This window comes from Enterobacter cloacae complex sp., from assembly GCF_900322725.1.
Lineage (GTDB): Bacteria > Pseudomonadota > Gammaproteobacteria > Enterobacterales > Enterobacteriaceae > Enterobacter > Enterobacter quasihormaechei.
This window is the reverse complement of record NZ_LT991957.1, coordinates 4485384-4504956: the sequence shown is the minus strand read 5'-3', so window position 1 is coordinate 4504956 and position 19573 is coordinate 4485384. Positions and strand designations below refer to the sequence as shown.

General features: G+C 55.0%; 23 protein-coding genes. 9 read left to right on the top strand and 14 right to left on the bottom strand.

Annotation, left to right across the window (positions count from 1 at the left end):
• Positions 1-3: 3 nt before the first annotated feature.
• Complete coding sequence (gene ribA / locus DBR02_RS22090; protein WP_013096372.1) at positions 4-594, bottom strand: GTP cyclohydrolase II; 591 nt, start codon at positions 592-594, stop codon at positions 4-6.
• Between the two features lie 197 nt (positions 595-791).
• Between ribA and pgpB the strand changes: the two genes are divergently transcribed.
• The 5 genes from pgpB (at position 792) to yciH (ending at position 4440) form a co-directional block, all read left to right on the top strand.
• On the top strand, positions 792-1559 hold the full coding sequence (pgpB, locus tag DBR02_RS22085; protein WP_063866562.1) for a phosphatidylglycerophosphatase B: 768 nt from the start codon (positions 792-794) through the stop codon (positions 1557-1559).
• Positions 1560-1707: 148 nt separating this feature from the next.
• Positions 1708-2016 carry a LapA family protein gene (locus tag DBR02_RS22080; protein WP_006810839.1) on the top strand — a complete coding sequence of 103 codons (309 nt, stop codon included), beginning with the start codon at positions 1708-1710 and terminating at the stop codon, positions 2014-2016.
• A gap of 6 nt (positions 2017-2022) precedes the next feature.
• On the top strand, positions 2023-3192 hold the full coding sequence (gene lapB / locus DBR02_RS22075) for a lipopolysaccharide assembly protein LapB (protein WP_063452279.1): 1170 nt from the start codon (positions 2023-2025) through the stop codon (positions 3190-3192).
• Positions 3193-3376: 184 nt separating this feature from the next.
• The gene (pyrF, locus tag DBR02_RS22070; protein ID WP_107535472.1) at positions 3377-4114 is read left to right on the top strand and encodes an orotidine-5'-phosphate decarboxylase; all 738 of its coding nucleotides are present in this window, start codon (positions 3377-3379) and stop codon (positions 4112-4114) included.
• A complete protein-coding gene (yciH, locus tag DBR02_RS22065) occupies positions 4114-4440 on the top strand; it encodes a stress response translation initiation inhibitor YciH (protein WP_107535471.1) in 327 nt (108 codons plus the stop codon). The genes pyrF and yciH overlap by 1 nt, the downstream gene beginning before the upstream one ends.
• Before the next feature lie 104 nt (positions 4441-4544).
• Here yciH and osmB read toward each other — a convergent pair whose 3' ends face one another.
• From osmB to DBR02_RS22030, 7 genes are all read right to left on the bottom strand, one after another.
• Positions 4545-4763: an osmotically-inducible lipoprotein OsmB gene (gene osmB, locus DBR02_RS22060; protein ID WP_017384212.1), complete on the bottom strand. Its 219-nt coding sequence runs from the start codon at positions 4761-4763 to the stop codon at positions 4545-4547.
• 262 nt (positions 4764-5025) lie between these two features.
• On the bottom strand, positions 5026-5778 hold the full coding sequence (gene yciT, locus DBR02_RS22055) for a DNA-binding transcriptional regulator YciT (protein ID WP_107535470.1): 753 nt from the start codon (positions 5776-5778) through the stop codon (positions 5026-5028).
• A 37-nt stretch (positions 5779-5815) separates the two neighbouring features.
• Positions 5816-5998 (bottom strand): YciZ family protein, encoded by a 183-nt coding sequence (locus DBR02_RS22050; RefSeq protein ID WP_063867062.1) that lies wholly within the window; start codon positions 5996-5998, stop codon positions 5816-5818.
• 407 nt (positions 5999-6405) lie between these two features.
• Positions 6406-8340: an exoribonuclease II gene (locus DBR02_RS22045; protein ID WP_107535469.1), complete on the bottom strand. Its 1935-nt coding sequence runs from the start codon at positions 8338-8340 to the stop codon at positions 6406-6408.
• An 88-nt stretch (positions 8341-8428) separates the two neighbouring features.
• Entirely contained in the window at positions 8429-9415 is a 987-nt protein-coding gene (locus tag DBR02_RS22040) for a CMD domain-containing protein (protein WP_107535468.1), read from the bottom strand.
• 152 nt (positions 9416-9567) lie between these two features.
• Positions 9568-10356, bottom strand: a complete 789-nt coding sequence (gene fabI, locus DBR02_RS22035; RefSeq protein WP_003856831.1) for an enoyl-ACP reductase FabI — start codon at positions 10354-10356, stop codon at positions 9568-9570.
• A gap of 260 nt (positions 10357-10616) precedes the next feature.
• Positions 10617-11033 carry a RidA family protein gene (locus DBR02_RS22030; protein WP_107535467.1) on the bottom strand — a complete coding sequence of 139 codons (417 nt, stop codon included), beginning with the start codon at positions 11031-11033 and terminating at the stop codon, positions 10617-10619.
• Between the two features lie 133 nt (positions 11034-11166).
• Here DBR02_RS22030 and DBR02_RS22025 point away from each other — a divergent pair, with 133 nt between their 5' ends.
• Complete coding sequence (locus DBR02_RS22025; RefSeq protein WP_107535466.1) at positions 11167-11757, top strand: TetR/AcrR family transcriptional regulator; 591 nt, start codon at positions 11167-11169, stop codon at positions 11755-11757.
• Here DBR02_RS22025 and sapF read toward each other — a convergent pair.
• The 6 genes from sapF to pspF form a co-directional block, all read right to left on the bottom strand.
• Entirely contained in the window at positions 11754-12560 is an 807-nt protein-coding gene (gene sapF / locus DBR02_RS22020) for a putrescine export ABC transporter ATP-binding protein SapF (protein ID WP_003856838.1), read from the bottom strand. The genes DBR02_RS22025 and sapF overlap by 4 nt on opposite strands.
• Position 12561: 1 nt before the next feature.
• Positions 12562-13554: a putrescine export ABC transporter ATP-binding protein SapD gene (sapD, locus tag DBR02_RS22015; protein ID WP_063866571.1), complete on the bottom strand. Its 993-nt coding sequence runs from the start codon at positions 13552-13554 to the stop codon at positions 12562-12564.
• Positions 13554-14444 carry a putrescine export ABC transporter permease SapC gene (gene sapC, locus DBR02_RS22010; RefSeq protein ID WP_063452289.1) on the bottom strand — a complete coding sequence of 297 codons (891 nt, stop codon included), beginning with the start codon at positions 14442-14444 and terminating at the stop codon, positions 13554-13556. The genes sapD and sapC overlap by 1 nt, the downstream gene beginning before the upstream one ends.
• On the bottom strand, positions 14431-15396 hold the full coding sequence (gene sapB / locus DBR02_RS22005; RefSeq protein WP_063452290.1) for a putrescine export ABC transporter permease SapB: 966 nt from the start codon (positions 15394-15396) through the stop codon (positions 14431-14433). Before sapB ends, sapC begins: the two co-directional genes overlap by 14 nt.
• Complete coding sequence (gene sapA / locus DBR02_RS22000; protein ID WP_107535465.1) at positions 15393-17033, bottom strand: ABC transporter substrate-binding protein SapA; 1641 nt, start codon at positions 17031-17033, stop codon at positions 15393-15395. Before sapA ends, sapB begins: the two co-directional genes overlap by 4 nt.
• An 88-nt stretch (positions 17034-17121) precedes the next feature.
• Positions 17122-18105, bottom strand: a complete 984-nt coding sequence (pspF, locus tag DBR02_RS21995) for a phage shock protein operon transcriptional activator (RefSeq protein ID WP_107535464.1) — start codon at positions 18103-18105, stop codon at positions 17122-17124.
• A gap of 166 nt (positions 18106-18271) precedes the next feature.
• Here pspF and pspA point away from each other — a divergent pair, with 166 nt between their 5' ends.
• Genes pspA through pspC form a run of 3 tightly spaced genes read left to right on the top strand, consistent with a single transcriptional unit; the run spans position 18272 to position 19573 of the window.
• The gene (gene pspA, locus DBR02_RS21990; protein WP_063452293.1) at positions 18272-18940 is read left to right on the top strand and encodes a phage shock protein PspA; all 669 of its coding nucleotides are present in this window, start codon (positions 18272-18274) and stop codon (positions 18938-18940) included.
• Between the two features lie 49 nt (positions 18941-18989).
• On the top strand, positions 18990-19214 hold the full coding sequence (gene pspB / locus DBR02_RS21985; protein WP_107535463.1) for an envelope stress response membrane protein PspB: 225 nt from the start codon (positions 18990-18992) through the stop codon (positions 19212-19214).
• A complete protein-coding gene (gene pspC, locus DBR02_RS21980) occupies positions 19214-19573 on the top strand; it encodes an envelope stress response membrane protein PspC (protein ID WP_107535462.1) in 360 nt (119 codons plus the stop codon). The genes pspB and pspC overlap by 1 nt, the downstream gene beginning before the upstream one ends.

Sequence of the window (19573 nt, the reverse complement as noted above, 5' to 3'; positions counted from 1 at the left end):
CGATTACTCGCTCAGCAGATGGCCCATTTTGGCGGCTTTGGTATCGAGGTAGTGCGCGTTTTTCGGGTTGCGGCCAACAATCAGCGGCACGCGCTCAACGATGTTGATGCCCGCTTCAGTAAGGATCTCTACTTTTTTCGGGTTGTTGGTCAACAGACGCACTTCGTCCACGCCCAGCAGCTTGAACATATCCGCGCACAGGGTGAAATCGCGCTCGTCAGCAGCAAAGCCGAGCTGATGGTTGGCTTCGACCGTATCGTAGCCCTGATCCTGCAACGCATAGGCGCGGATTTTATTCAGCAGCCCGATATTGCGTCCTTCCTGGCGGTGATAAAGCAGTACGCCACGGCCTTCCTCTGCGATATGAGAAAGGGCGGCTTCGAGCTGGAAACCGCAGTCACAGCGCAGGCTGAACAGCGCGTCACCGGTCAGACACTCTGAATGAACGCGAGACAGTACCGGCGTCTGTCCTGAAATGTCACCGTATACGAGCGCGACGTGATCTTGTCCGGTTGCCAGTTCTTCAAAACCCACCATCAGGAAATCGCCCCATGGGGTTGGCAGTTTGGCTTCTGCCACACGTTTAAGCTGCATGTGATTCTCCAGAGAAGGCTGACACGTTTCGTGCCTGTGCCCCATTTTGCTTTCTGTATTCGCCTATTTTGCCACAAGCCCGGCAACTTCACCTAATCACCACCACGCTATACGGACGTTAAACGCACGATCCGACATATCCACCAGAATGATGAAATTCAGTTATGATTGTGGTGCTTAGTCAAAAAGGAGAGGACATGCTTTCAATTGCCAGACGTACGGCCGCCGGGGCCGCCGTATTGCTAGTTATACCCCTTGTCGTTTGGTTCTCCGGCTGGATGTGGCAGCCTGGACATAACGGGACATGGCTGAAAGCCTTATACTGGATAACCGAAACGGTTACCCAGCCGTGGGGGATTATTACGCATGTGCTGCTCTGTGCATGGTTTCTGTGGTGCCTGCGCTTTCGCCTTCGCGCGGCGCTGGTGCTGTTTGCCATTCTCGGTGGCGCCATTCTTGTGGGGCAGGGTGTGAAGTCATGGGTGAAGGATCGCGTGCAGGAGCCCCGTCCCTTTGTTGTCTGGCTGGAAAAAACGCACCATATTCCGGTAGATGAGTTCTACACTTTAAAGCGTAAGGATCGCGGGGCGCTGGTGAAAGAACAGCTTGCGGAACAGCAGGATATCCCGGCCTTTTTACGCAAACACTGGCAAAAAGAGACCGGCTTTGCCTTTCCTTCCGGTCATACAATGTTTGCTGCCAGCTGGGCGTTGCTCGGCGTGGGGCTTCTGTGGCCGCGTCGGCGTACCCTCACGATTGCGATTTTGCTTGTCTGGGCGACAGGCGTAATGGGCAGCCGAATGCTGCTCGGGATGCACTGGCCGCGTGATTTAGTGGTGGCAACGCTGATCTCGTGGATACTGGTGACGCTGGCGACATGGCTTGCACAACGTTTTTGTGGACCACTGACGCCGCCGCCGCAAGAGGAGCAAGAAATAGCCGAAAGGGAGTCTGGCGGAACCTGAAGGTTGATATTCCGCAATTTGACCATAAATCCATGAAGGGCGCGTCACTTTTTCCATTTCGCGCCCGCCACTAAAATGGTAGCTTATAAGGCTGATTGCAGTGAGTTGAACACGCTTTATACGCTCGAACCACATAACGGGAAGTCATGTGAAATATTTACTCATTTTCTTACTGGTACTGGCGATTTTTGTCATTTCAGTCACATTGGGCGCGCAAAACGATCAACAGGTCAGTTTCAACTATCTGCTGGCGCAGGGCGAGTACCGGGTGTCGAGCCTGCTGGCCGTGTTATTCGCAGCGGGTTTTGTCATTGGCTGGCTCGTATGCGGCCTGTTCTGGCTTAAGGTTCGTGTTTCTCTTGTTCGCGCTGAACGTAAAATTAAACGACTTGAACATCAACTTACGCCTGCGACTGACATTCCGGCGAGCTCTGGTGTGCCGGTAGTCAAGGAATAATCGAATATGCTGGAGTTGTTGTTTCTGCTTTTGCCTGTCGCCGCAGCCTATGGCTGGTATATGGGCCGCAGAAGCGCGCAACAAACAAAACAGGATGAAGCAAACCGACTCTCCCGTGACTACGTTGCGGGGGTGAACTTCCTGCTGAGCAATCAGCAGGATAAAGCGGTCGATCTGTTCCTCGACATGCTCAAAGAGGATACCGGCACCGTGGAGGCGCATCTCACCCTGGGAAACCTGTTCCGCTCGCGCGGAGAGGTTGACCGTGCCATCCGTATCCACCAGACCCTGATGGAAAGCGCGTCGTTGACCTATGAGCAACGCTTGCTGGCCGTGCAGCAGTTGGGCAGAGATTATATGGCGGCGGGGCTTTACGATCGCGCTGAAGACATGTTCTCCCAGCTGGTGGATGAGACCGATTTCCGTATCGGTGCGCTTCAGCAGCTTCTGCAAATCTACCAGGCTACCAGCGACTGGCAAAAAGCGATTGATACAGCTGAACGGCTGGTCAAACTCGGCAAAGACAAACAGCGCGTTGAGATTGCCCACTTTTACTGCGAGCTGGCCCTTCAGCAAATGGGTAGCGATGACATGGATAAAGCCATGGCATTGCTCAAGAAAGGCGCCGCGGCCGATCGCAACAGCGCCCGCATCTCGATCATGATGGGGCGGGTCTTTATGGCAAACGGTGATTACGCTAAAGCGGTGGAAAGCCTGCTTCGCGTTATCGATCAGGACAAAGAGCTGGTCAGCGAAACGCTGGAAATGCTGCAAACCTGCTATCAACAGTTGGGTAAGCAGGATGAATGGGTTGCGTTTTTGCGCCGCTGCGTTGAAGAGAACACCGGGGCTACCGCCGAGCTGATGCTGTCCGACGTCGTCGAACAGCACGAAGGGAGTGATACCGCCCAGGTGTATATTACCCGTCAGTTGCAGCGCCATCCGACGATGCGCGTCTTCCACAAGCTGATGGATTACCACCTTAACGATGCAGAAGAGGGGCGCGCTAAAGAGAGCCTGATGGTGCTGCGAGACATGGTGGGCGAGCAGGTGCGGAGTAAACCGCGCTATCGGTGCCAGAAATGTGGCTTCACCGCTTACTCGCTCTACTGGCATTGCCCTTCATGCCGTGCGTGGTCCACCATTAAGCCAATCCGTGGTCTGGACGGGCAGTGATTTTTTAAAACACCTGATTTTAGTTACAACATACTAATGACTGCATCTCTTCCATCAGCACCGTGCGGTCTGTGGTTCAGCAGGAAAAGCATTCGATTCTGTTCATTTATGCCGATGGCAGGTAGAATGCACGCCGTTTATCTGTTCCGCGCCGCTGTGCGCCCATAGACGAAAAGGGCTGGTCATGACGTCTGTTACTTCCTCCACTTCCCGCGTAGTTACCGATTCTCCCGTTGTTGTTGCTCTGGATTACAATAACCGTGATGCCGCACTGGCCTTTGTTGATGGTATTGATCCCCGTGATTGCCGTCTGAAAGTCGGCAAAGAGATGTTTACGCTGTTCGGTCCGCAAATCGTTCGCGATCTGCACCAGCGTGGTTTCGACGTTTTCCTCGACCTGAAATTTCACGATATTCCTAATACCACTGCGCACGCCGTTGCTGCGGCGGCTGAACTGGGAGTGTGGATGGTTAACGTTCATGCTTCCGGCGGGGCACGGATGATGACAGCGGCGCGCGAAGCGCTGATGCCGTTTGGTAATGATGCACCGTTTCTGATCGCCGTCACCGTCCTGACCAGTATGGATGAATCCGATCTGCGCGACCTGGGTGTGACGTTGTCACCTACCGAACATGCGGAGCGTCTCGCCCGCCTCACGCAACAGTGTGGCCTTGATGGGGTGGTCTGTTCCGCTCAGGAGGCGGTTCGCTTCAAAACTGAGTTAGGCCGCGACTTTAAGCTGGTGACGCCGGGTATTCGTCCGGCGGGCAGTGAGTCAGGAGATCAGCGACGCATCATGACGCCAGAGCAGGCGCTGAGCGCGGGTGTAGACTATATGGTGATTGGTCGCCCAGTGACGCAATCTGCTCATCCGGCAGAGACCCTGAAAGCGATTAATGCATCACTGAAAAAGGGGGCATAATGCGTGACGCCAACAGTCGTCTGGTCTATTCAACGGATACCGGGCGCATCGAAGAGCCAAAAGAAAAAGCGGAACGCCCGAAAGGCGACGGCATCGTGCGGATCCAGCGCCAGACCAGCGGCAGAAAGGGCAAAGGCGTTTGCCTGGTCACCGGCGTCGATCTGGATGATACAGAGCTGGTAAAACTCGCCGCTGAGCTTAAAAAGAAATGCGGATGCGGTGGGGCAGTGAAAGACGGCATTATTGAAATTCAGGGCGATAAACGCGATTTAATTAAATCGCTGCTGGAAGCCAAAGGCATGAAAGTCAAACTGGCGGGCGGCTAAAATAAATGAGCCACGGACATTGCCGTGGCTCTTTTTTTTACGTGCGTAAGTCAGACCTGAAAATACAAAATATATTATTATACCGGTGAGAACCGTTATGGTGATTATTTGCCCACCTGGTGACCGATAACACCACCTACGGCAGCACCACCTAACGTACCCAGCGTACTACCATCCGTTAACACTGCACCACCAAGCGCACCAGCACCGGCACCAATTGCGGTGTTACGGTCACGTTTAGACCAGTTAGAGCAGGCGCTAAGGGACATTGCTACAGTGATTGCCAGAACAGCGGCGGCTAATTTTTTGCTGGTAAAGGTCATAATACTTTCTCCTGAATTATCGATTCACGGAAAGGAATGCATATTAAGTATAGACAATATTCATACTTAAATTCTGTTTCCGTGAAAGCTGGTCGCGCAGGCGTTTCATCATCACGCAGGTGATAGTCACTTCCTGTTATATCGCTAATATTAATTTTACGTATTTAGAAAGGTTTCAACAGGTAAAAACTCTTAAAGGAGGGATCGGAATAATCTCAGAGAAAGGTTTAAGTGCGCCCTTTATTCGGGCGCAGCAGGATAATCAGGCCGTTTTTTTCACAATATCAACAGTCAGGCCGTCCTGTTCTAATTGCTGGCGGTATTCCTCGCGCAAACGCTCATCCGTAATTACGCGGCTGAAGCGCGAAGCAGGCCCCATCGTATACGGGTGCACGGCGCCAAACTTAGAGCTGTCGGTCAGCACAATTGCTTCACACTCTTTGGCGAGCACGGCGTTAACCACATCGGAGCGCATCATGTCGCGGCCGGTAAAACCGGTGTCAGGCTGCCAGCCGTCAATACCAATAAAGGCTTTGCTGAAGTGAACCTGCTGAACGTATTGACGCGTTAAAGGCCCGACCATGCTTTCGCTTTTCTTCTGGTAAATACCGCCCAGCAGGATCACCTCGCAGCGAGTTTCCTTCAATAGGTGGGCGATATAGCTACTGACGGTGATGATGGTAATGTCTTTTTGATCGGCAAGCGTGCGTGCCAGAAGGGCGTTACTGCTGCCATTTTCAATAAAGACGGTCTCACCGTTATTCACTAAGGATGCCGCAAACTCCGCCAGCTCCCGCTTGAGCGCATAATTGTTCATCATGCGGGTTTCGACGTCGTCACTGTCCAGTGGAACGGCATAACCGTGCGCACGACGCAGGTAGCTCTGTTTTTCCAGAAGATTCAGATCCTGACGGATGGTGACTTCAGAAACGCCGGTGGCTTTAGCGAGATCGACCACGCTAACGCGTCCCTGATCGATCACCATCTGCAAAATGATTTGTTGTCGGGAATTCATAGCATCCATTTAAAAGACAAAGGCGGAAAAGACGTGGTTAAACTTCCCACGGGGCTTTTGGCTGAGTGGAGTCTGGTGCGTTATCGGCGCCGTTCTCAGCCAGCAGTTCAGACTTGAGGATCTCAAGATTACGGATAGCAGAGTGATAATCACCCGCGACAAGAATATCCAGCACGGTATCGATACGCTGTGCCACGGCTGCTGCATCAATGTTAGACATAAGCTCACCCTGAAGCGAAAAGTTAATATTATCAATGATGCAGAAAATTGGTTCAAAAGAGAAGGTAAAAAAATGCAATAACTAAATTCGTTAAATGAAAGTGACAAATGTAAACCCCTCAGGCTGCGGGTTCCAGGGGGGATTAGTGTAAAACGGCGCTAACGGGCATTCCTGGCCTGATAGTGCTTTAGCCATCGCCCGAATTCGGCAGCAGGCATGCGCTGAGCAAAAAGATAACCCTGCCGTTCTTCGTCAGAAAGGCGTCTTCTTTCGCGCTCTCCACCCCGCGGTATACATGGCGGTGGAATACTGAAAAGTGTGAGTAAAAACGATGATTTTGCGGGAGATACTACGGGAGAGAAGTATCGGCCATCCATTAAGAAGATGGCCGATATTCCAGGTGATTATCAGGCGACAGGGCGCGCGATAATGCTGCGGGTTTCCATACGAACTTCAGCGATGGTGACATCAATCACGTCAGTGACCTTGTAAACCGTTTCGCCTTTAATTTGCACGGTCCCGTTTTCCTGGCTGCAAACCAGCTCGTCGCGAACGGCATGCAGGAACGGGGCAGGGATAAAGGCTACGGCGCCATTATCCACCAGACGTACGCGCATACCGCCTCGGCTGATGTCGATAATTTCAGCCGGGAAACGGGTGTCAGTTCCTGCCTTATCATTCAGGAAGCGCGCGTATAACCAGTCACCGACATCACGCTCCGCCATACGGTTCAGACGGCGACGCTCTGCCATCTGCAACGTCGTATCATCCTGTGGGCGGGCAACAGATTCCCCTTTAACGATCGCTTTCAGCAGACGATGGTTAACCATGTCGCCGTACTTACGGATCGGGGAGGTCCAGGTGGCGTACGCCTCAAGGCCGAGACCAAAGTGCGGGCCTGGCTCGGTGCTGATTTCCGCGAAGGACTGGAAACGGCGAATACGGCTGTCAAGGAACCCTGACGGCTGCGCGTCCAGCTCGCGGCGCAGTTTGCAAAAACCTTGCAGGGTCAGCACTTCCTCAGGATCGACGTGTACGTCATGGGTTTTCAGCAGGGCAGCCAGCGCTTCGGTGTTCGCCGGATCGAACCCAGTGTGCACGTTGTAAATGCCGAAGCCTAATTTGTCGCGCAGCACGCGTGCGGCACAAATGTTGGCGGAAATCATCGCTTCTTCAACGATGCGGTTGGCAATACGGCGTGGCTCAGCGACGATGTTCAGCACTTCGCCTTTTTCACCCAGCACGAAACGGTAGTCCGGGCGATCCTTGAAGACCAGCGCGTGGGTCTGACGCCATTCGCTGCGGCTCAGGCAGACGCGGTGCAGCAGGCGAATTTGCGCGGCAATATTCTCAGAGTCAGGTGTCCAGCTACCGGTGTTCTCCAGCCAGTTGGAGACGTTGTCATAGGCAAGCTTGGCTTTGGATTCGATGGTGGCGGCGAAGAATTCGATATCTTCTTCAATGGTACCGTCAGCCGCGATGGTCATGCGGCACGCCAGTACCGGACGCACTTCATGGGGACGCAGGGAGCAGAGGTCGTCAGAAAGTTCGCGCGGCAGCATCGGGATGTTGAAGCCCGGCAGGTAGTTGGTGAATGAACGCACTTTGGCCATCTCGTCCAGCTTGCTGCCTTCGACAATCCATGCGGTAGGGTCGGCGATGGCAACGGTCAGATGCAGTTTGCCATCCGCGGCTTCTTCCGCGTACAGCGCGTCGTCCATATCCTCGGTGCTGGCGCTGTCGATGGTGACAAAGTCCAGCCCGGTCAGATCGCGACGCTCCAGGCCCTCGTCCTGCATTTCTGTCGCCACGCCATCCGGCGCCTCTTTTTCCAGGTTATGGCGCGCCAGCGTCACCCACCACGGCACGAAGTGGTCGTCGCCAAAGGTGATGAACTGGGTCAGTTCGGCGTAAAAGCCGCGATCGCCTTTTAATGGATGACGGCGCATCTCAGCAACGGCCCAGTCACCCTCTACAAAATCATGCTCAACGCCACGCGCGGCGCGGCACGGAATAGCCTCTTTCAGGAGAGGATGATCCGGCACGATAGAGAGACGATCGTCTTTTTTATGCACTTTCCCGACAAAGCGGGTCAGGAAAGGCTCGATCAGTGCTTCCGGCTCGGCAGACTCTCGTTCCTTTTCGGTATGAATAACGGCCGAAATGCGGTCGCCATGCATCACTTTCTTCATCTGAGGAGGCGGAATGAAGTAGCTCTTTTGTCCGTCAACTTCCAGAAAGCCAAAGCCCTTTTCCGTGGCTTTTACGACCCCTTCTGCACGCGGCGTCTGGGAATGCAGTTGCTGTTTAAGCTGCGCAAGCAGCGGGTTGTCCTGAAACATAATGTTCTATTTTCGTAGCCATTGAGCGGCTGACAGTTTTACGCGATTCTCACTGCTACAGCAAGCGCTCTTTAGGTAAAGAGTACGGTTATTCCTCTCTGCCGAGCGCCACGCGCAGGCGGTCCAGCCAGCCGTAAAACGCGTGTCGGGTGAGCAAATTAATGGCGGTTTCTGGCGGGATACCCGACTCGGTCAGGGGCGTTAACTGGGCGGCGCTAAAGCGATCCGGCGAAGCGGCGAGCAGCGTATGGGCGGCTGAGAGCATCGAAGAGGAGGGACCTTCGCTTTGCGGATGGTTAACCAGAATGTCGCCCGTCAGATTAAGCAGCATCGGTTCATGGCACAGCACCGGCGTGAGCGCCTGTAGCGCCGGTTCCGCCTGCCAGCGTGAGAGTGCCTCAAGCTGAAGCGCGCTGGCATATTTTAGTTCAACCGCGGGTAGCGTGGCGGCCCATCTGCGGAAGCTGATCGGTAGCGTATGGGGCTGAATGTGGTGTCCGGGCAGCCAGCGTACCGGATGGCCGAGCAGCGCCTGAAACACCGCAACTACGCGTGCCTGAAAACCGATAAAACCGATGATCTGGTTGATAAGCACAATGTCATACGTCGTGAGCCCAACCTCATCAAGCTGGTGTTGGGCTTTATCGTCGATGACATCGGGCGAGCTGGCTAACTGGCGGGCATACTGGGTGATTTCTGCAAGGCGTCGATTGCTTTCCCGGGAAGAGTCGGGGCCCGGAAGGGGGGCGAGCAGCGCCGCGTAGTGGTTACAGAGCCGCTGGACGCCACACGCTTGCGCAACCGTTAAGGCCGTGCTCAGCCTGTCGTAGGCGCTAAGCGTGTGCAGACGGTTAACAGGAGTATCAAGCGGGAACAGGAGGTGACAGAGAGCTCGTGCAGGTGTGAGCCAGCCAGCGCAGCTTGCGAGGATCTCATCAGGCAGGGCTAAATCGAGCAAAAAACGATCGTCGACGTTAGCGGCTTCAGGCACCAGCGGCAGAACATCCGTCTGCGAATGATTCGACTGGGTTTCATGATACCAGTGGCCTTTGCCGGAAAAACGGCGTTGTTCCATGGGCGTTCCTTGATCTCAAAATGGCGATCAATATCCTGGCGTAAGGCGGATGAGGGGAAAAATATTGTTAGGTGATAACAAATAGCAGAACGGAATAACGACGTGCGGGGAGGGAGAAAACTCTCTCCCCTGGCGGGAAGAGAGTTACAGGCTTATTTGATTTCCAGCTCGTTCATTGCAGCGATGTTGAAGCCGCCGTCAACGTGAACCACTTCGCCGGAGATACCCGCGGAAAGGTCAGAGCACAGGAATGCCGCAGAGTTACCCACATCTTCAATGGTAACGGTACGACGAATCGGGGTAACCGCTTCGCAGTGTGCCAGCATTTTACGGAAATCTTTGATGCCGGAAGCGGCCAGGGTACGGATTGGACCCGCAGAAATGGCGTTAACACGCACGCCTTCAGGACCCATTGCGTTCGCCATGTAGCGAACGTTGGCTTCCAGAGACGCTTTCGCCAGACCCATCACGTTGTAGTTAGGGATAGCACGTTCTGCGCCCAGGTAGGACAGGGTCAGCAGGGCTGCGCCCGGGTTCAGCATTGCGCGGCAGGATTTTGCCATCGCAACAAAGCTGTAAGAGCTGATATCGTGCGCGATTTTGAAGCCATCACGGGTAACCGCGTTCACGTAGTCGCCGTCCAGCTGATCGCCTGGAGCGAAGCCGATGGAGTGAACAAAACCGTCGAATTTCGGCCATGCTTTTGCCAGTTCAGCAAACATGCCATCAATGCTTTCGTCTTGTGCAACGTCACATTCCAGAACAATGCTGGAACCCAGCTGCGCGGCAAATTCTTCAACACGGCCTTTCAGCTTGTCGTTCTGGTAGGTGAACGCCAGCTCAGCGCCTTCGCGATGCATAGCCTGTGCGATGCCGTATGCGATGGACAGTTTGCTGGCAACGCCAGTCACCAGAATGCGCTTACCGGAAAGAAAACCCATAGCTTTAATCCTTATATTCATTGCTTATTTTGCCTTGTAATTCATAGCGTTACAGGCAGTATTTCAAAATCATTCGAAATTAGCTCGAAATTATAGCCCACTCACAGCCCCTTGTGTCACGATATTTCTCGCTTCAGGGCGTTGACTGGGCTCATGGAAGACGTTGAACTGACGCTTCATCAGGCTGTTTCGTGCGTATTCCAGCAGTATATCACCGGGGGCTGGGTTCGCCTCATCCAACCAGAAGCTGGCCTTCACGCTTATAGGGGTGGATATTCATTCGCTGGCGAGGGGATTCGGGCAATAACCTTAATTTCAAAATCAAATCCGGCCAGCCAGTTAACGCCGATAGCCGTCCAGTTGGGGTAAGGTGGCTGCGGAAAGGCCCGTTTTTTCGCCTCCATGATGACGGGGAACTGATTTTCAGGATCGGTATGAAACGTCGTGACATCAATCAGATCGTCAAACGTGCATCCTGCGGCGGCCAGAGTCGCCTGTAAATTATCGAATGCGAGTTGCACCTGAGCGGCGAAGTCAGGTTCAGGCGTGCCATCGCTGCGGCTGCCGACCTGACCGGAAACAAATAACAGATCGCCAGAGCGAATGGCAGCCGAATAGCCATGCTCCTCATAAAGGGCATGTCGACTGGCAGGGAAGACAGGATTACGTGTAGGCATGGCATTTCCTTTTCTGTCAGAGGTGTTGTTGTGGTTACTTAAGAGAAGTAACATACGCGATGTATGTGAAAAAAAGGTAATTCACATACGCCGCGTATGTCAAATTAAAAATACCGCTTTTATAGGAAGTTCTATGGCTACGAAACGTCGTGCTGAAACGGCTCAGGAAAATCGCGAAAAAATGATTCAGGCGGCGCGGAAGGCTTTTGCTGAAAAAGGCTATGCCGCAGCGTCGATGGATGAACTGACGGCAAGCGTGGGGTTAACGCGCGGCGCGCTGTATCATAATTTTACCGATAAGAAAGGATTACTGGCGGCGGTAGTCGCGCAGATAGACAGCGAAATGGCGGCTAACGCGAAAGCCGTTGCCGCGGCCGCAGACGATGACTGGGAGCGACTGCTGGCGGAAGGTATCGCCTACATCAACATGGCGCTCGTTCCGGAAGTTCAGCGCATTGTGCTGCTTGACGGCCCGGCCGTACTGGGCGATCCGGCGCAATGGCCCAGCCAGAACAGCTGTCTTGAGTCGACCCGCCGGACCATTGAAACATTAATCGAACGCAACGTGCTTAAAAAAATGGATGCAAAAGTCGCAGCCCATTTGCTAAACGGCGCTGCGCTGAATGCTGCCCTGATGATTGCCGCGAGCGATGAGCCGCAGAAGGCGCTGCCGCATGCTATTGGGGTGTTTACTCTGCTGGCAAGCGGGTTACGCAACGGCTAACGATCTTTCCGCCACGCGTCCGCCGTCAACGCTTCACCAAAGTGTCCGGCAATCAGGCGTTTTGTCAGGTCGTGGAGCGGGGAGGCCAGCACGTCAGCGGTACTGCCGCGCTCAACCACTTCACCCTGGTGCATCACCAGCACCTGATCGCTGATGTGCTTCATCATGCCCAGGTGCTGAGTTACGTAGATATACGAGATCCCCTGCTTTTCCTGTAGCTCCAGCATCAGGTTGATGAGTTGCGAACGCATCGACATATCCAGCGACGCCAGCGCTTCGTCGGCGATAATCACCTTCGGGCGCAGGATCAGCGCGCGGGCCAGACCGAGACGCTGCTTTTGGCCCGGAGCCAGCATGTGGGGGTAATAGCTCACGTGGTCGGGCAGGAGGCCTACCAGACGCAGTGTTTCGACAATCCGTTTGCGACGCGCTTCCGGCTCCAGGTCGGTATTCAACCGCAGCGGGAAGTCCAGGATCTGCGAAATACGCTGGCGCGGGTTGAGGGATGTCGACGGATCCTGAAAAATCATCCGGATGCGCTGACTGCGGAAAGAGTAGTCACCAAATTCCAGAGGATGATCGTCAATCAGTATTTCACCGCCGCTCGGCTCTACCATGCCCGCGAGCATTTTTGCGAGGGTCGATTTGCCCGAACCATTTTCACCGATAATCGCCAGCGTCTGCTTTTCGCGCAGCGTGAAGCTCAGCGGTTTAACCGCCTCGACGGTCTGACGGTGAAACAGGCCTGTACGATAGCGAAAGGTCTTACTCAGGTTACGCACTTCCAGTAAGGTTTCGACCATTTCACTCTCTCTCCATGTTCAGCGGGAAATGACAGGCAAACAGATGGTTTTTCGGCCCTGTCAGGCGCGGTGTTTCAATACATTTACGCTGAGCATACGGGCAACGCGGACCCAAACGGCAGCCAATGGGCAGCGACTCCAGCAGCGGGATCGCGCCGGGCAGGGTATTCAGACGGCTCTTATGCGGCATCGCGCTGCCAAAGTCAGGGATCGCCCGAATCAGCGCCTGCGTGTAGGGATGATGCGGCGTCGTCACCAGGTCTTCACTTGGCGCGGTTTCTACCGTCTGTCCGCAATACATCACGTCAATTTTATCCGCCCACTTGCTGAGCATTTGCAGGTCATGGCTGATCAGCAAAATGGTGGTGTTGTTATTCTGATTCAGACGCGTAAGAAGGCGGAAAATCTGCGCCTGGGTCGTTGGCTCCATCGCGTTCGTGGGTTCATCCGCAATCAGCAGACGCGGCTGATTGGCCAGGGCGATAGCTATCATCACTTTCTGGCATTCACCGTCGGTCAGTTCATACGGAAAGCTGCGCATTGCGTCTTTATGATCTTTGATCCCGACGCGGTGCAATAGCTCAACGGCACGGCGCTTACGCCAGCCGAAACGCTGCCACCAGCGGCCTTTATAGGTCCAGCCGGGGATGTTCTGCATCAGCTGTTTGCCCACGCGCTCGGACGGGTCAAGACAGGATTGCGGCTCCTGGAAAATCATCGAGACGTTATGGCCCACCAGCTTGCGGCGTTCGCGGGGTGAGAGACGCAACAGATCGATGTCGTCGAAGCGCATACGGTCGGCTGTGACGCGCCAGTTGTCTTTCGACACGCCGCAAATGGCTTTGGCGATCAGGCTTTTACCTGAACCCGATTCGCCCACCAGACCGCGGATTTCGCCTTCTGCAAGGGTAATGCTGATGCGATCCACGGCTTTAACCCAGCCTTCACCCGTTTTGATTTCGATGGTGAGGTTGCGGATATCAAGTAACGGCATTATTGCACCCCCGCATTGATTGCGCGGCGGATCCCGTCGCCCAGCAGATTGATAAGCAGAACGCTCACCATAATGGCTGCGCCCGGCAGCATGACCGTCCACGGCGCAACGTAAATCAGCTCCAGCGCATCGCCGAGCATAGCGCCCCATTCCGGAGAAGGGAGCTGCGCGCCCAGGTCAAGGAAGCCCAGCGCCGCGATATCCAGAATCGCCATCGACAGGGCGCGGGTGATCTCCGTCACCAGCCCGGCGGCAATATTAGGCAGCACGGCAAACCACAGAATATTGAACGTGGTGGCACCGTCCAGACGGGCGGCGACGACATACTCTTTCTCCAGTTCGTCATGAACCAGGCTGTAAACCGAGCGCACCATGCGCGGCAGAATCGCCAGCCAGACGGCAAACATCGCGTGCGTCAGGTGCGGCCCCGCGAAGGCCACGACGATTATCGCCAGCAGCAGCGAAGGAATAGAGAGCAGGGTATCCAGAATATGGTTAAGCACGGCTGAGCGCAGCCCGTGGGTTGATCCGGCAAAAATACCCAGCGCCAGGCCGCAGATCGCCGCGGCAAGCGTCACCACAAATGCGCCGCCCACCGTGGGGGCCGCGCCGCTCAGCAGACGGCTTAGCACGTCGCGTCCGAGATCGTCAGTACCGAGGAAGAAAGAAACCTCCCCGTAGCGCGACCATGACGGCGGTAAAAGCTGGTAACCAAGGAACTGTTGATCGATGCCATACGGCGCAAACCACGAACCCAAAACGCACAGCAACACGAGGCCAATGCAGCCGTAAAAGCCGATCATTGCCGTGGTGTCGCCGTAAAAATTACGCCACACGGTACGTAGCGCACCGGGCGTGCGCTTTTCGCTGTAGACGTTATCGTAAGGCATACCATTCCTTATGCTTCAACGGGTTGGCCATGGCACCCAAAATATCGGAAACAACGTTAACAATAATAACCAGTGAGCCAATCACCATCACGCCGGCGGAGATAGCCGCATAGTCCTGCTGGCGAATCGCGTTGATCATCCAGCGCCCAAGGCCCGGCCAGCTGAAGACCATCTCGGTGATCATCGCCAGCGTCAGCATGGTTGAGAATTGCAGCCCAAGACGGGGGATCACCGGCGGCAATGCATTGTGCAGCACGTGGCGGCGCAAAATCGTCAGACGAGACAGCCCGCGCGTGGCCGCGGCTTTAACATAGTTTTGCTCGAAGACTTCGATGGTGCTGATACGCATCAGGCGGATCACTTCGGTGGTGGGCGCGACGGCCAGCGTGAGCACCGGCAGCACCATGTGGCGCAACGCGCTTACGATCATTTCGTCGCGCCAGACTGAATCAGAAAGCCAGGCGTCAACGATGGCGAAGCCGCTCACCGTTTGCACGTTATACAGCAGATCAAAACGCCCCGACACCGGCAACCAGCCCAGCGTCAATGAGAAGAAAAGGGTTAGCAGCAGCGCCAGCCAGAAGACTGGGATAGAGAAGCCAATTAAGGCAAGCGCGCTGATGAATTTATCCTGCCATTTATTGCGATAAATTCCCGCCAGCATCCCCACCGGGATCCCCACCATAAGGGCAAAGCCGAAGGCGAGTATACACAGCTCCATGGTGGCCGGGAACACCACCTTAAGCTGCTCGGAGATGAGCTGTCCGTTGATGCTGGACACGCCAAAATCCCAGTGCAGCAGCCCGTTAAACCAGAACAGCCAGGCGTCCCAGAGGGATGAGCCCTGAAGCGGAGCGTGCGGCGTAAAGTAGCTAAGGCTAAAGCCGACAAAGGTCAGTAGGAACAGTGTGACCAGCAGTAACAGCAGCCGACGCAAGGTAAAGATAATCATGGCTTTTTCACCTCTTGCTCTTTCTCACGGGTCACGCCCGCGAAGGAGGCGTTACCAAACGGGCTAAGTACCAGCCCTTTAATATCGTAACGGTAGGCCTGAAGGCGCAGGGATGAGGCAAGCGGCAATACGGGAAGCTCTCTGGCCAGAATATTTTGCGCCTCATCGTAGGCTTCAATGCGTGACGCAAGCTGCTGAGAAGCCAGCGCTTTTTGCAGCACGGCATCAAATTCACGGTTACACCAGTGGGCGTAGTTGGTCTGGGAATTTATCGCCGCACAGCTCAGTAGCGGACGGAAGAAGCTGTCCGGATCGTTACTGTCGGTAGACCAGCCAGCCAGCGTTAAGTCGTGGTTCATGTCCATCAGACGCGCCTCCTGGAAACGGCCCTCGACCGGAACGATGATCACCTTAACGCCCACCTGCGCCATATCTGCCTGCAACAGCTCGGCGGTTTTCAGCGGGCTGGGGTTCCACGCCTGAGAGCTGGTAGGCACCCAAAGCTGTAGCGTCAGGTTTTCTGCCCCCAGCGCTTTAAGCTGTTCGCGCGCTTTGGCCGGATTATATTCCGTGATCTTCGCCTCGCCGTCATAGGCCCATGAGGCACGCGGCAGAATCGAGGCGGCGGTTTCCGCGGTACCGTAGTAAATCGACTGCATCAGACGCTGATTGTTGATCGCCAACGCCAGCGCATGGCGCACGGCCGGATTATTCAGCGGCGGCTTATCGGTGTTAAATGCCAGATAAGCGATGTTCATCCCCGGGCGCAGAGTCAGGCGCAGGCGGGGGTCGTCGCGCAAAATCGTTAACTGGCTGGCCGCCGGCCACGCAAGGACGTCGCACTCGCCGGTCAGCAGTTTGGAGAGGCGGCCAGTTCCTCCTGATCCCAGATCAACGATAACCTGCGGCATCAGCGGTTTGCCGCGCCAGAAATTATCGTGACGTTGCAGGCGAATGTATTGTCCGGCGCGGTACTCAGCCAGCTGGAACGGCCCTGTGCCCACGGGCTCACGATCGAGGCGTTCCTGACGATCCTTTTTCGTCAGCTGATCCGCGTACTCCGCTGACATGACGGAGGCGTAGTGCGTCGCCAGGTGCCAGAGGAAGGAGGCGTCCGGGTGCGTCAGGCGAAACTCAACGGTGCGGTTATCCAGCTTGCGCACGCTTTTGACCGTGTCCGCGAATTGCAGACTGTCGAAATAGGGGAAGTTACTGCCGTTGACGTTATGCCAGGGATGATTGCGGTTGAAGATGCGCTGGAAGGTGAAAACCACGTCATCCGCGTTGAGCTTGCGGGTTGGCGTAAACCACGGGGTGTGCTGAAAAGCAACATCATCGCGTAGACGGAAGCGGTACGTGGCGCCGTTATCCATCACTTCCCAGCTTTCGGCAAGCTCCGGAACCAGCCGATAGGTATAAGGATCGACGTCGAGCAGGCGATCGTAGAGCTGTGCGGCCAGCGTATCAACAATCAGGCCGCTCCCGGCCTTTTGCGGATTAAAGGTATCAACTTGTCCGCTGACGCAATAGACGAAACCGCTCTCACGGATATCAGGGGGCACAGCGCGATCGGGCGCAGCAAAGGCCAGATTGCTGAACAGACCGAGTGCAAACAGGGACGATAAAACCAGGCGCATAGTTTTTAAGGTTTTTAGATTCGATCTGCAAAGTGTATCGCACTTACGCCTGCTTCGTAAAAATGTCTGGGGGTAAGTGCTGATAATGTCAGCGCATTTGATGTTTTTTGAGCAATGCCCTTAACTGATGGTAGGTCAGACCCAGCAGTTCAGCCGCCCGTTTCTTATTATATTTCGCCTCTTTCAGGCTCTGCTCGAGCAGCTGCTGCTCCTGCTGATGCTGGAACTGGCGTAAATCGAGCGGCAACGCCGGACCCTGCTGGCGCGCTGCCGGGGCAGGGGCAGGGGCCTGTTTAACCTCGCGCCGAAACGGATCGAGTATAATGTTGTCCAGCTCGGACTCGCTGCTGCCATGACGGTAAACGGACCGTTCCACCACGTTTTTGAGTTCACGAATATTTCCCGGCCAGTGGTAACCGAGCAGGGTCTCGGTGGCCTGTTCGCTAAAGCCCGGAAAGAGCGGCAGGCCCAGTTCCCGGCACATCTGAATGGCAAACTGATCGGCCAGCAGCATGATATCGCTACGTCGCTCCCGCAGCGGCGGCAGCTGAACGACATCGAAAGCCAGCCTGTCCAGCAGGTCGGCGCGGAATTTGTCCTCTGCCACCATCGCGGGCAGATCGGCGTTAGTGGCGCACACCAGGCGAACGTTGACCTGGAGCGGCTGACTACCGCCAACGCGTTCCAGTTCGCCATACTCTATGACGCGCAGCAGCTTTTCCTGCACCAGCATCGGCGCGGTGGCCAGCTCGTCGAGGAAAAGCGTTCCGCCATCGGCGCGCTCAAAACGGCCGGGATGGCGTTTTTGTGCGCCGGTAAAGGCGCCGGCTTCATGACCGAAAAGCTCCGTATCGAGCAGATTTTCATTCAGTGCCGCGCAGTTAAGCGAAATAAAGGGACCGTCCCAGCGGCCAGACAGAAAGTGCAGGCGATTAGCAATGAGTTCTTTACCGGTTCCACGTTCCCCGATGATTAGCACCGGTTTATTCAGCGGCGCGAGGCGTGACACCTGTTCAAGCACTTCCAAAAAGCTATTCGCTTCGCCAAGCAAATTGTCTTTGTATTCAGCCATGATGAAATTAACCACTCCTTAGTGATATTCACCAGGTGAGAATAGTCTCTGGCTGGGTAAATATCAATCAGATTCAGTAAAATCAATAAGATAAAAAGTTGGCACGGGAATTGTATTTACTACACAGCAGGGCATCGCCCGATAACAGAACTATGAGGATTGAATTATGGGTATTTTTTCTCGTTTTGCCGACATCGTGAACGCCAACATCAACTCGCTGCTGGAGAAAGCGGAAGATCCGCAGAAGCTGGTGCGCCTGATGATTCAGGAAATGGAAGACACGCTGGTTGAAGTACGCTCCACCTCCGCCCGCGCGCTGGCAGAGAAAAAGCAGTTAACGCGTCGTATCGAGCAGGCGACTGCCCAGCTCAACGAGTGGCAGGAAAAAGCTGAACTGGCGCTGCGCAAAGATAAAGAAGATTTGGCCCGCGCTGCGCTGATTGAGAAGCAGAAGCTGACCGAGATGGTTGCCACGCTGGAACATGAAGTGACGCTGGTGGATGATACCCTGACCCGCATGAAGAAAGAGATCGGTGAGCTTGAAAATAAACTCAGCGAAACCCGTGCGCGTCAACAGGCGCTGGCGCTGCGCCATCAGGCTGCAAGCTCGTCCCGCGACGTGCGTCGCCAGCTGGACAGCGGCAAACTGGATGAAGCGATGGCGCGTTTCGAATCGTTTGAACGCCGTATCGACCACATGGAAGCGGAAGCCGAAAGCCACAGCATCGGTAAGCAGAAAACCCTCGATCAGCAGTTTGCTGACCTGAAAGCCGATGATGAAATTAGCGAGCAGCTGGCTGCGCTGAAAGCCAAAATGAAACAAGATAATCAATAATAATTCCTGCGGCACCTGAGCGTGCCGCATCGCAAGACAAGGAGTACACATGAGCGCGCTTTTTCTGGCAATACCCCTGACAATTTTTGTGCTGTTTGTTCTGCCCATCTGGTTATGGCTGCACTACAGCAACCGCACTTCACGCGGTGAGCTGTCGCAGAGTGAACAGCAGCGGCTGGCGCAGCTCTCTGCTGAGGCAAACAAAATGCGCGAACGTATTCAGGCGCTGGAATCTATCCTGGATGCGGAACACCCGAACTGGAGGGAGCGTTAATGGCTGGACTGAATCTGAATAAAAAACTGTGGCGCATTCCACAGCAGGGCACGGTACGGGGCGTTTGCGCCGGGCTGGCACACTATCTGGATGTCCCGGTAAAACTGGTGCGCGTGGTCACCGTATTGTCGATTTTCTTTGGCCTGGCCTTTATTACTCTGGTGGCATACGTCATTCTGTCGTTTGTACTCGATCCTATGCCGGACGGTGAACTGGATGCAGAGAACACGCCTACCAGCAGCGATCTCCTCAATGCGGTAGACGAGCAGCTGAGCGCAGGGGAGAAGCGATTGCGCGAGATGGAACGTTACGTCACCTCCGATACCTTTACGCTGAGAAGTCGTTTTCGTCAGCTTTAA

Coding starts and splice junctions, on each gene's coding strand:
- ribA (WP_013096372.1), bottom strand. CDS start 594: ATGCAGCTTAAACGTGTGGCAGAAGCCAAACTGCCAACCCCATGGGGC.
- pgpB (WP_063866562.1), top strand. CDS start 792: ATGCTTTCAATTGCCAGACGTACGGCCGCCGGGGCCGCCGTATTGCTA.
- lapB (WP_063452279.1), top strand. CDS start 2,023: ATGCTGGAGTTGTTGTTTCTGCTTTTGCCTGTCGCCGCAGCCTATGGC.
- pyrF (WP_107535472.1), top strand. CDS start 3,377: ATGACGTCTGTTACTTCCTCCACTTCCCGCGTAGTTACCGATTCTCCC.
- yciH (WP_107535471.1), top strand. CDS start 4,114: ATGCGTGACGCCAACAGTCGTCTGGTCTATTCAACGGATACCGGGCGC.
- osmB (WP_017384212.1), bottom strand. CDS start 4,763: ATGACCTTTACCAGCAAAAAATTAGCCGCCGCTGTTCTGGCAATCACT.
- yciT (WP_107535470.1), bottom strand. CDS start 5,778: ATGAATTCCCGACAACAAATCATTTTGCAGATGGTGATCGATCAGGGA.
- DBR02_RS22050 (WP_063867062.1), bottom strand. CDS start 5,998: ATGTCTAACATTGATGCAGCAGCCGTGGCACAGCGTATCGATACCGTG.
- DBR02_RS22045 (WP_107535469.1), bottom strand. CDS start 8,340: ATGTTTCAGGACAACCCGCTGCTTGCGCAGCTTAAACAGCAACTGCAT.
- DBR02_RS22040 (WP_107535468.1), bottom strand. CDS start 9,415: ATGGAACAACGCCGTTTTTCCGGCAAAGGCCACTGGTATCATGAAACC.
- fabI (WP_003856831.1), bottom strand. CDS start 10,356: ATGGGTTTTCTTTCCGGTAAGCGCATTCTGGTGACTGGCGTTGCCAGC.
- DBR02_RS22030 (WP_107535467.1), bottom strand. CDS start 11,033: ATGCCTACACGTAATCCTGTCTTCCCTGCCAGTCGACATGCCCTTTAT.
- DBR02_RS22025 (WP_107535466.1), top strand. CDS start 11,167: ATGGCTACGAAACGTCGTGCTGAAACGGCTCAGGAAAATCGCGAAAAA.
- sapF (WP_003856838.1), bottom strand. CDS start 12,560: ATGGTCGAAACCTTACTGGAAGTGCGTAACCTGAGTAAGACCTTTCGC.
- sapD (WP_063866571.1), bottom strand. CDS start 13,554: ATGCCGTTACTTGATATCCGCAACCTCACCATCGAAATCAAAACGGGT.
- sapC (WP_063452289.1), bottom strand. CDS start 14,444: ATGCCTTACGATAACGTCTACAGCGAAAAGCGCACGCCCGGTGCGCTA.
- sapB (WP_063452290.1), bottom strand. CDS start 15,396: ATGATTATCTTTACCTTGCGTCGGCTGCTGTTACTGCTGGTCACACTG.
- sapA (WP_107535465.1), bottom strand. CDS start 17,033: ATGCGCCTGGTTTTATCGTCCCTGTTTGCACTCGGTCTGTTCAGCAAT.
- pspF (WP_107535464.1), bottom strand. CDS start 18,105: ATGGCTGAATACAAAGACAATTTGCTTGGCGAAGCGAATAGCTTTTTG.
- pspA (WP_063452293.1), top strand. CDS start 18,272: ATGGGTATTTTTTCTCGTTTTGCCGACATCGTGAACGCCAACATCAAC.
- pspB (WP_107535463.1), top strand. CDS start 18,990: ATGAGCGCGCTTTTTCTGGCAATACCCCTGACAATTTTTGTGCTGTTT.
- pspC (WP_107535462.1), top strand. CDS start 19,214: ATGGCTGGACTGAATCTGAATAAAAAACTGTGGCGCATTCCACAGCAG.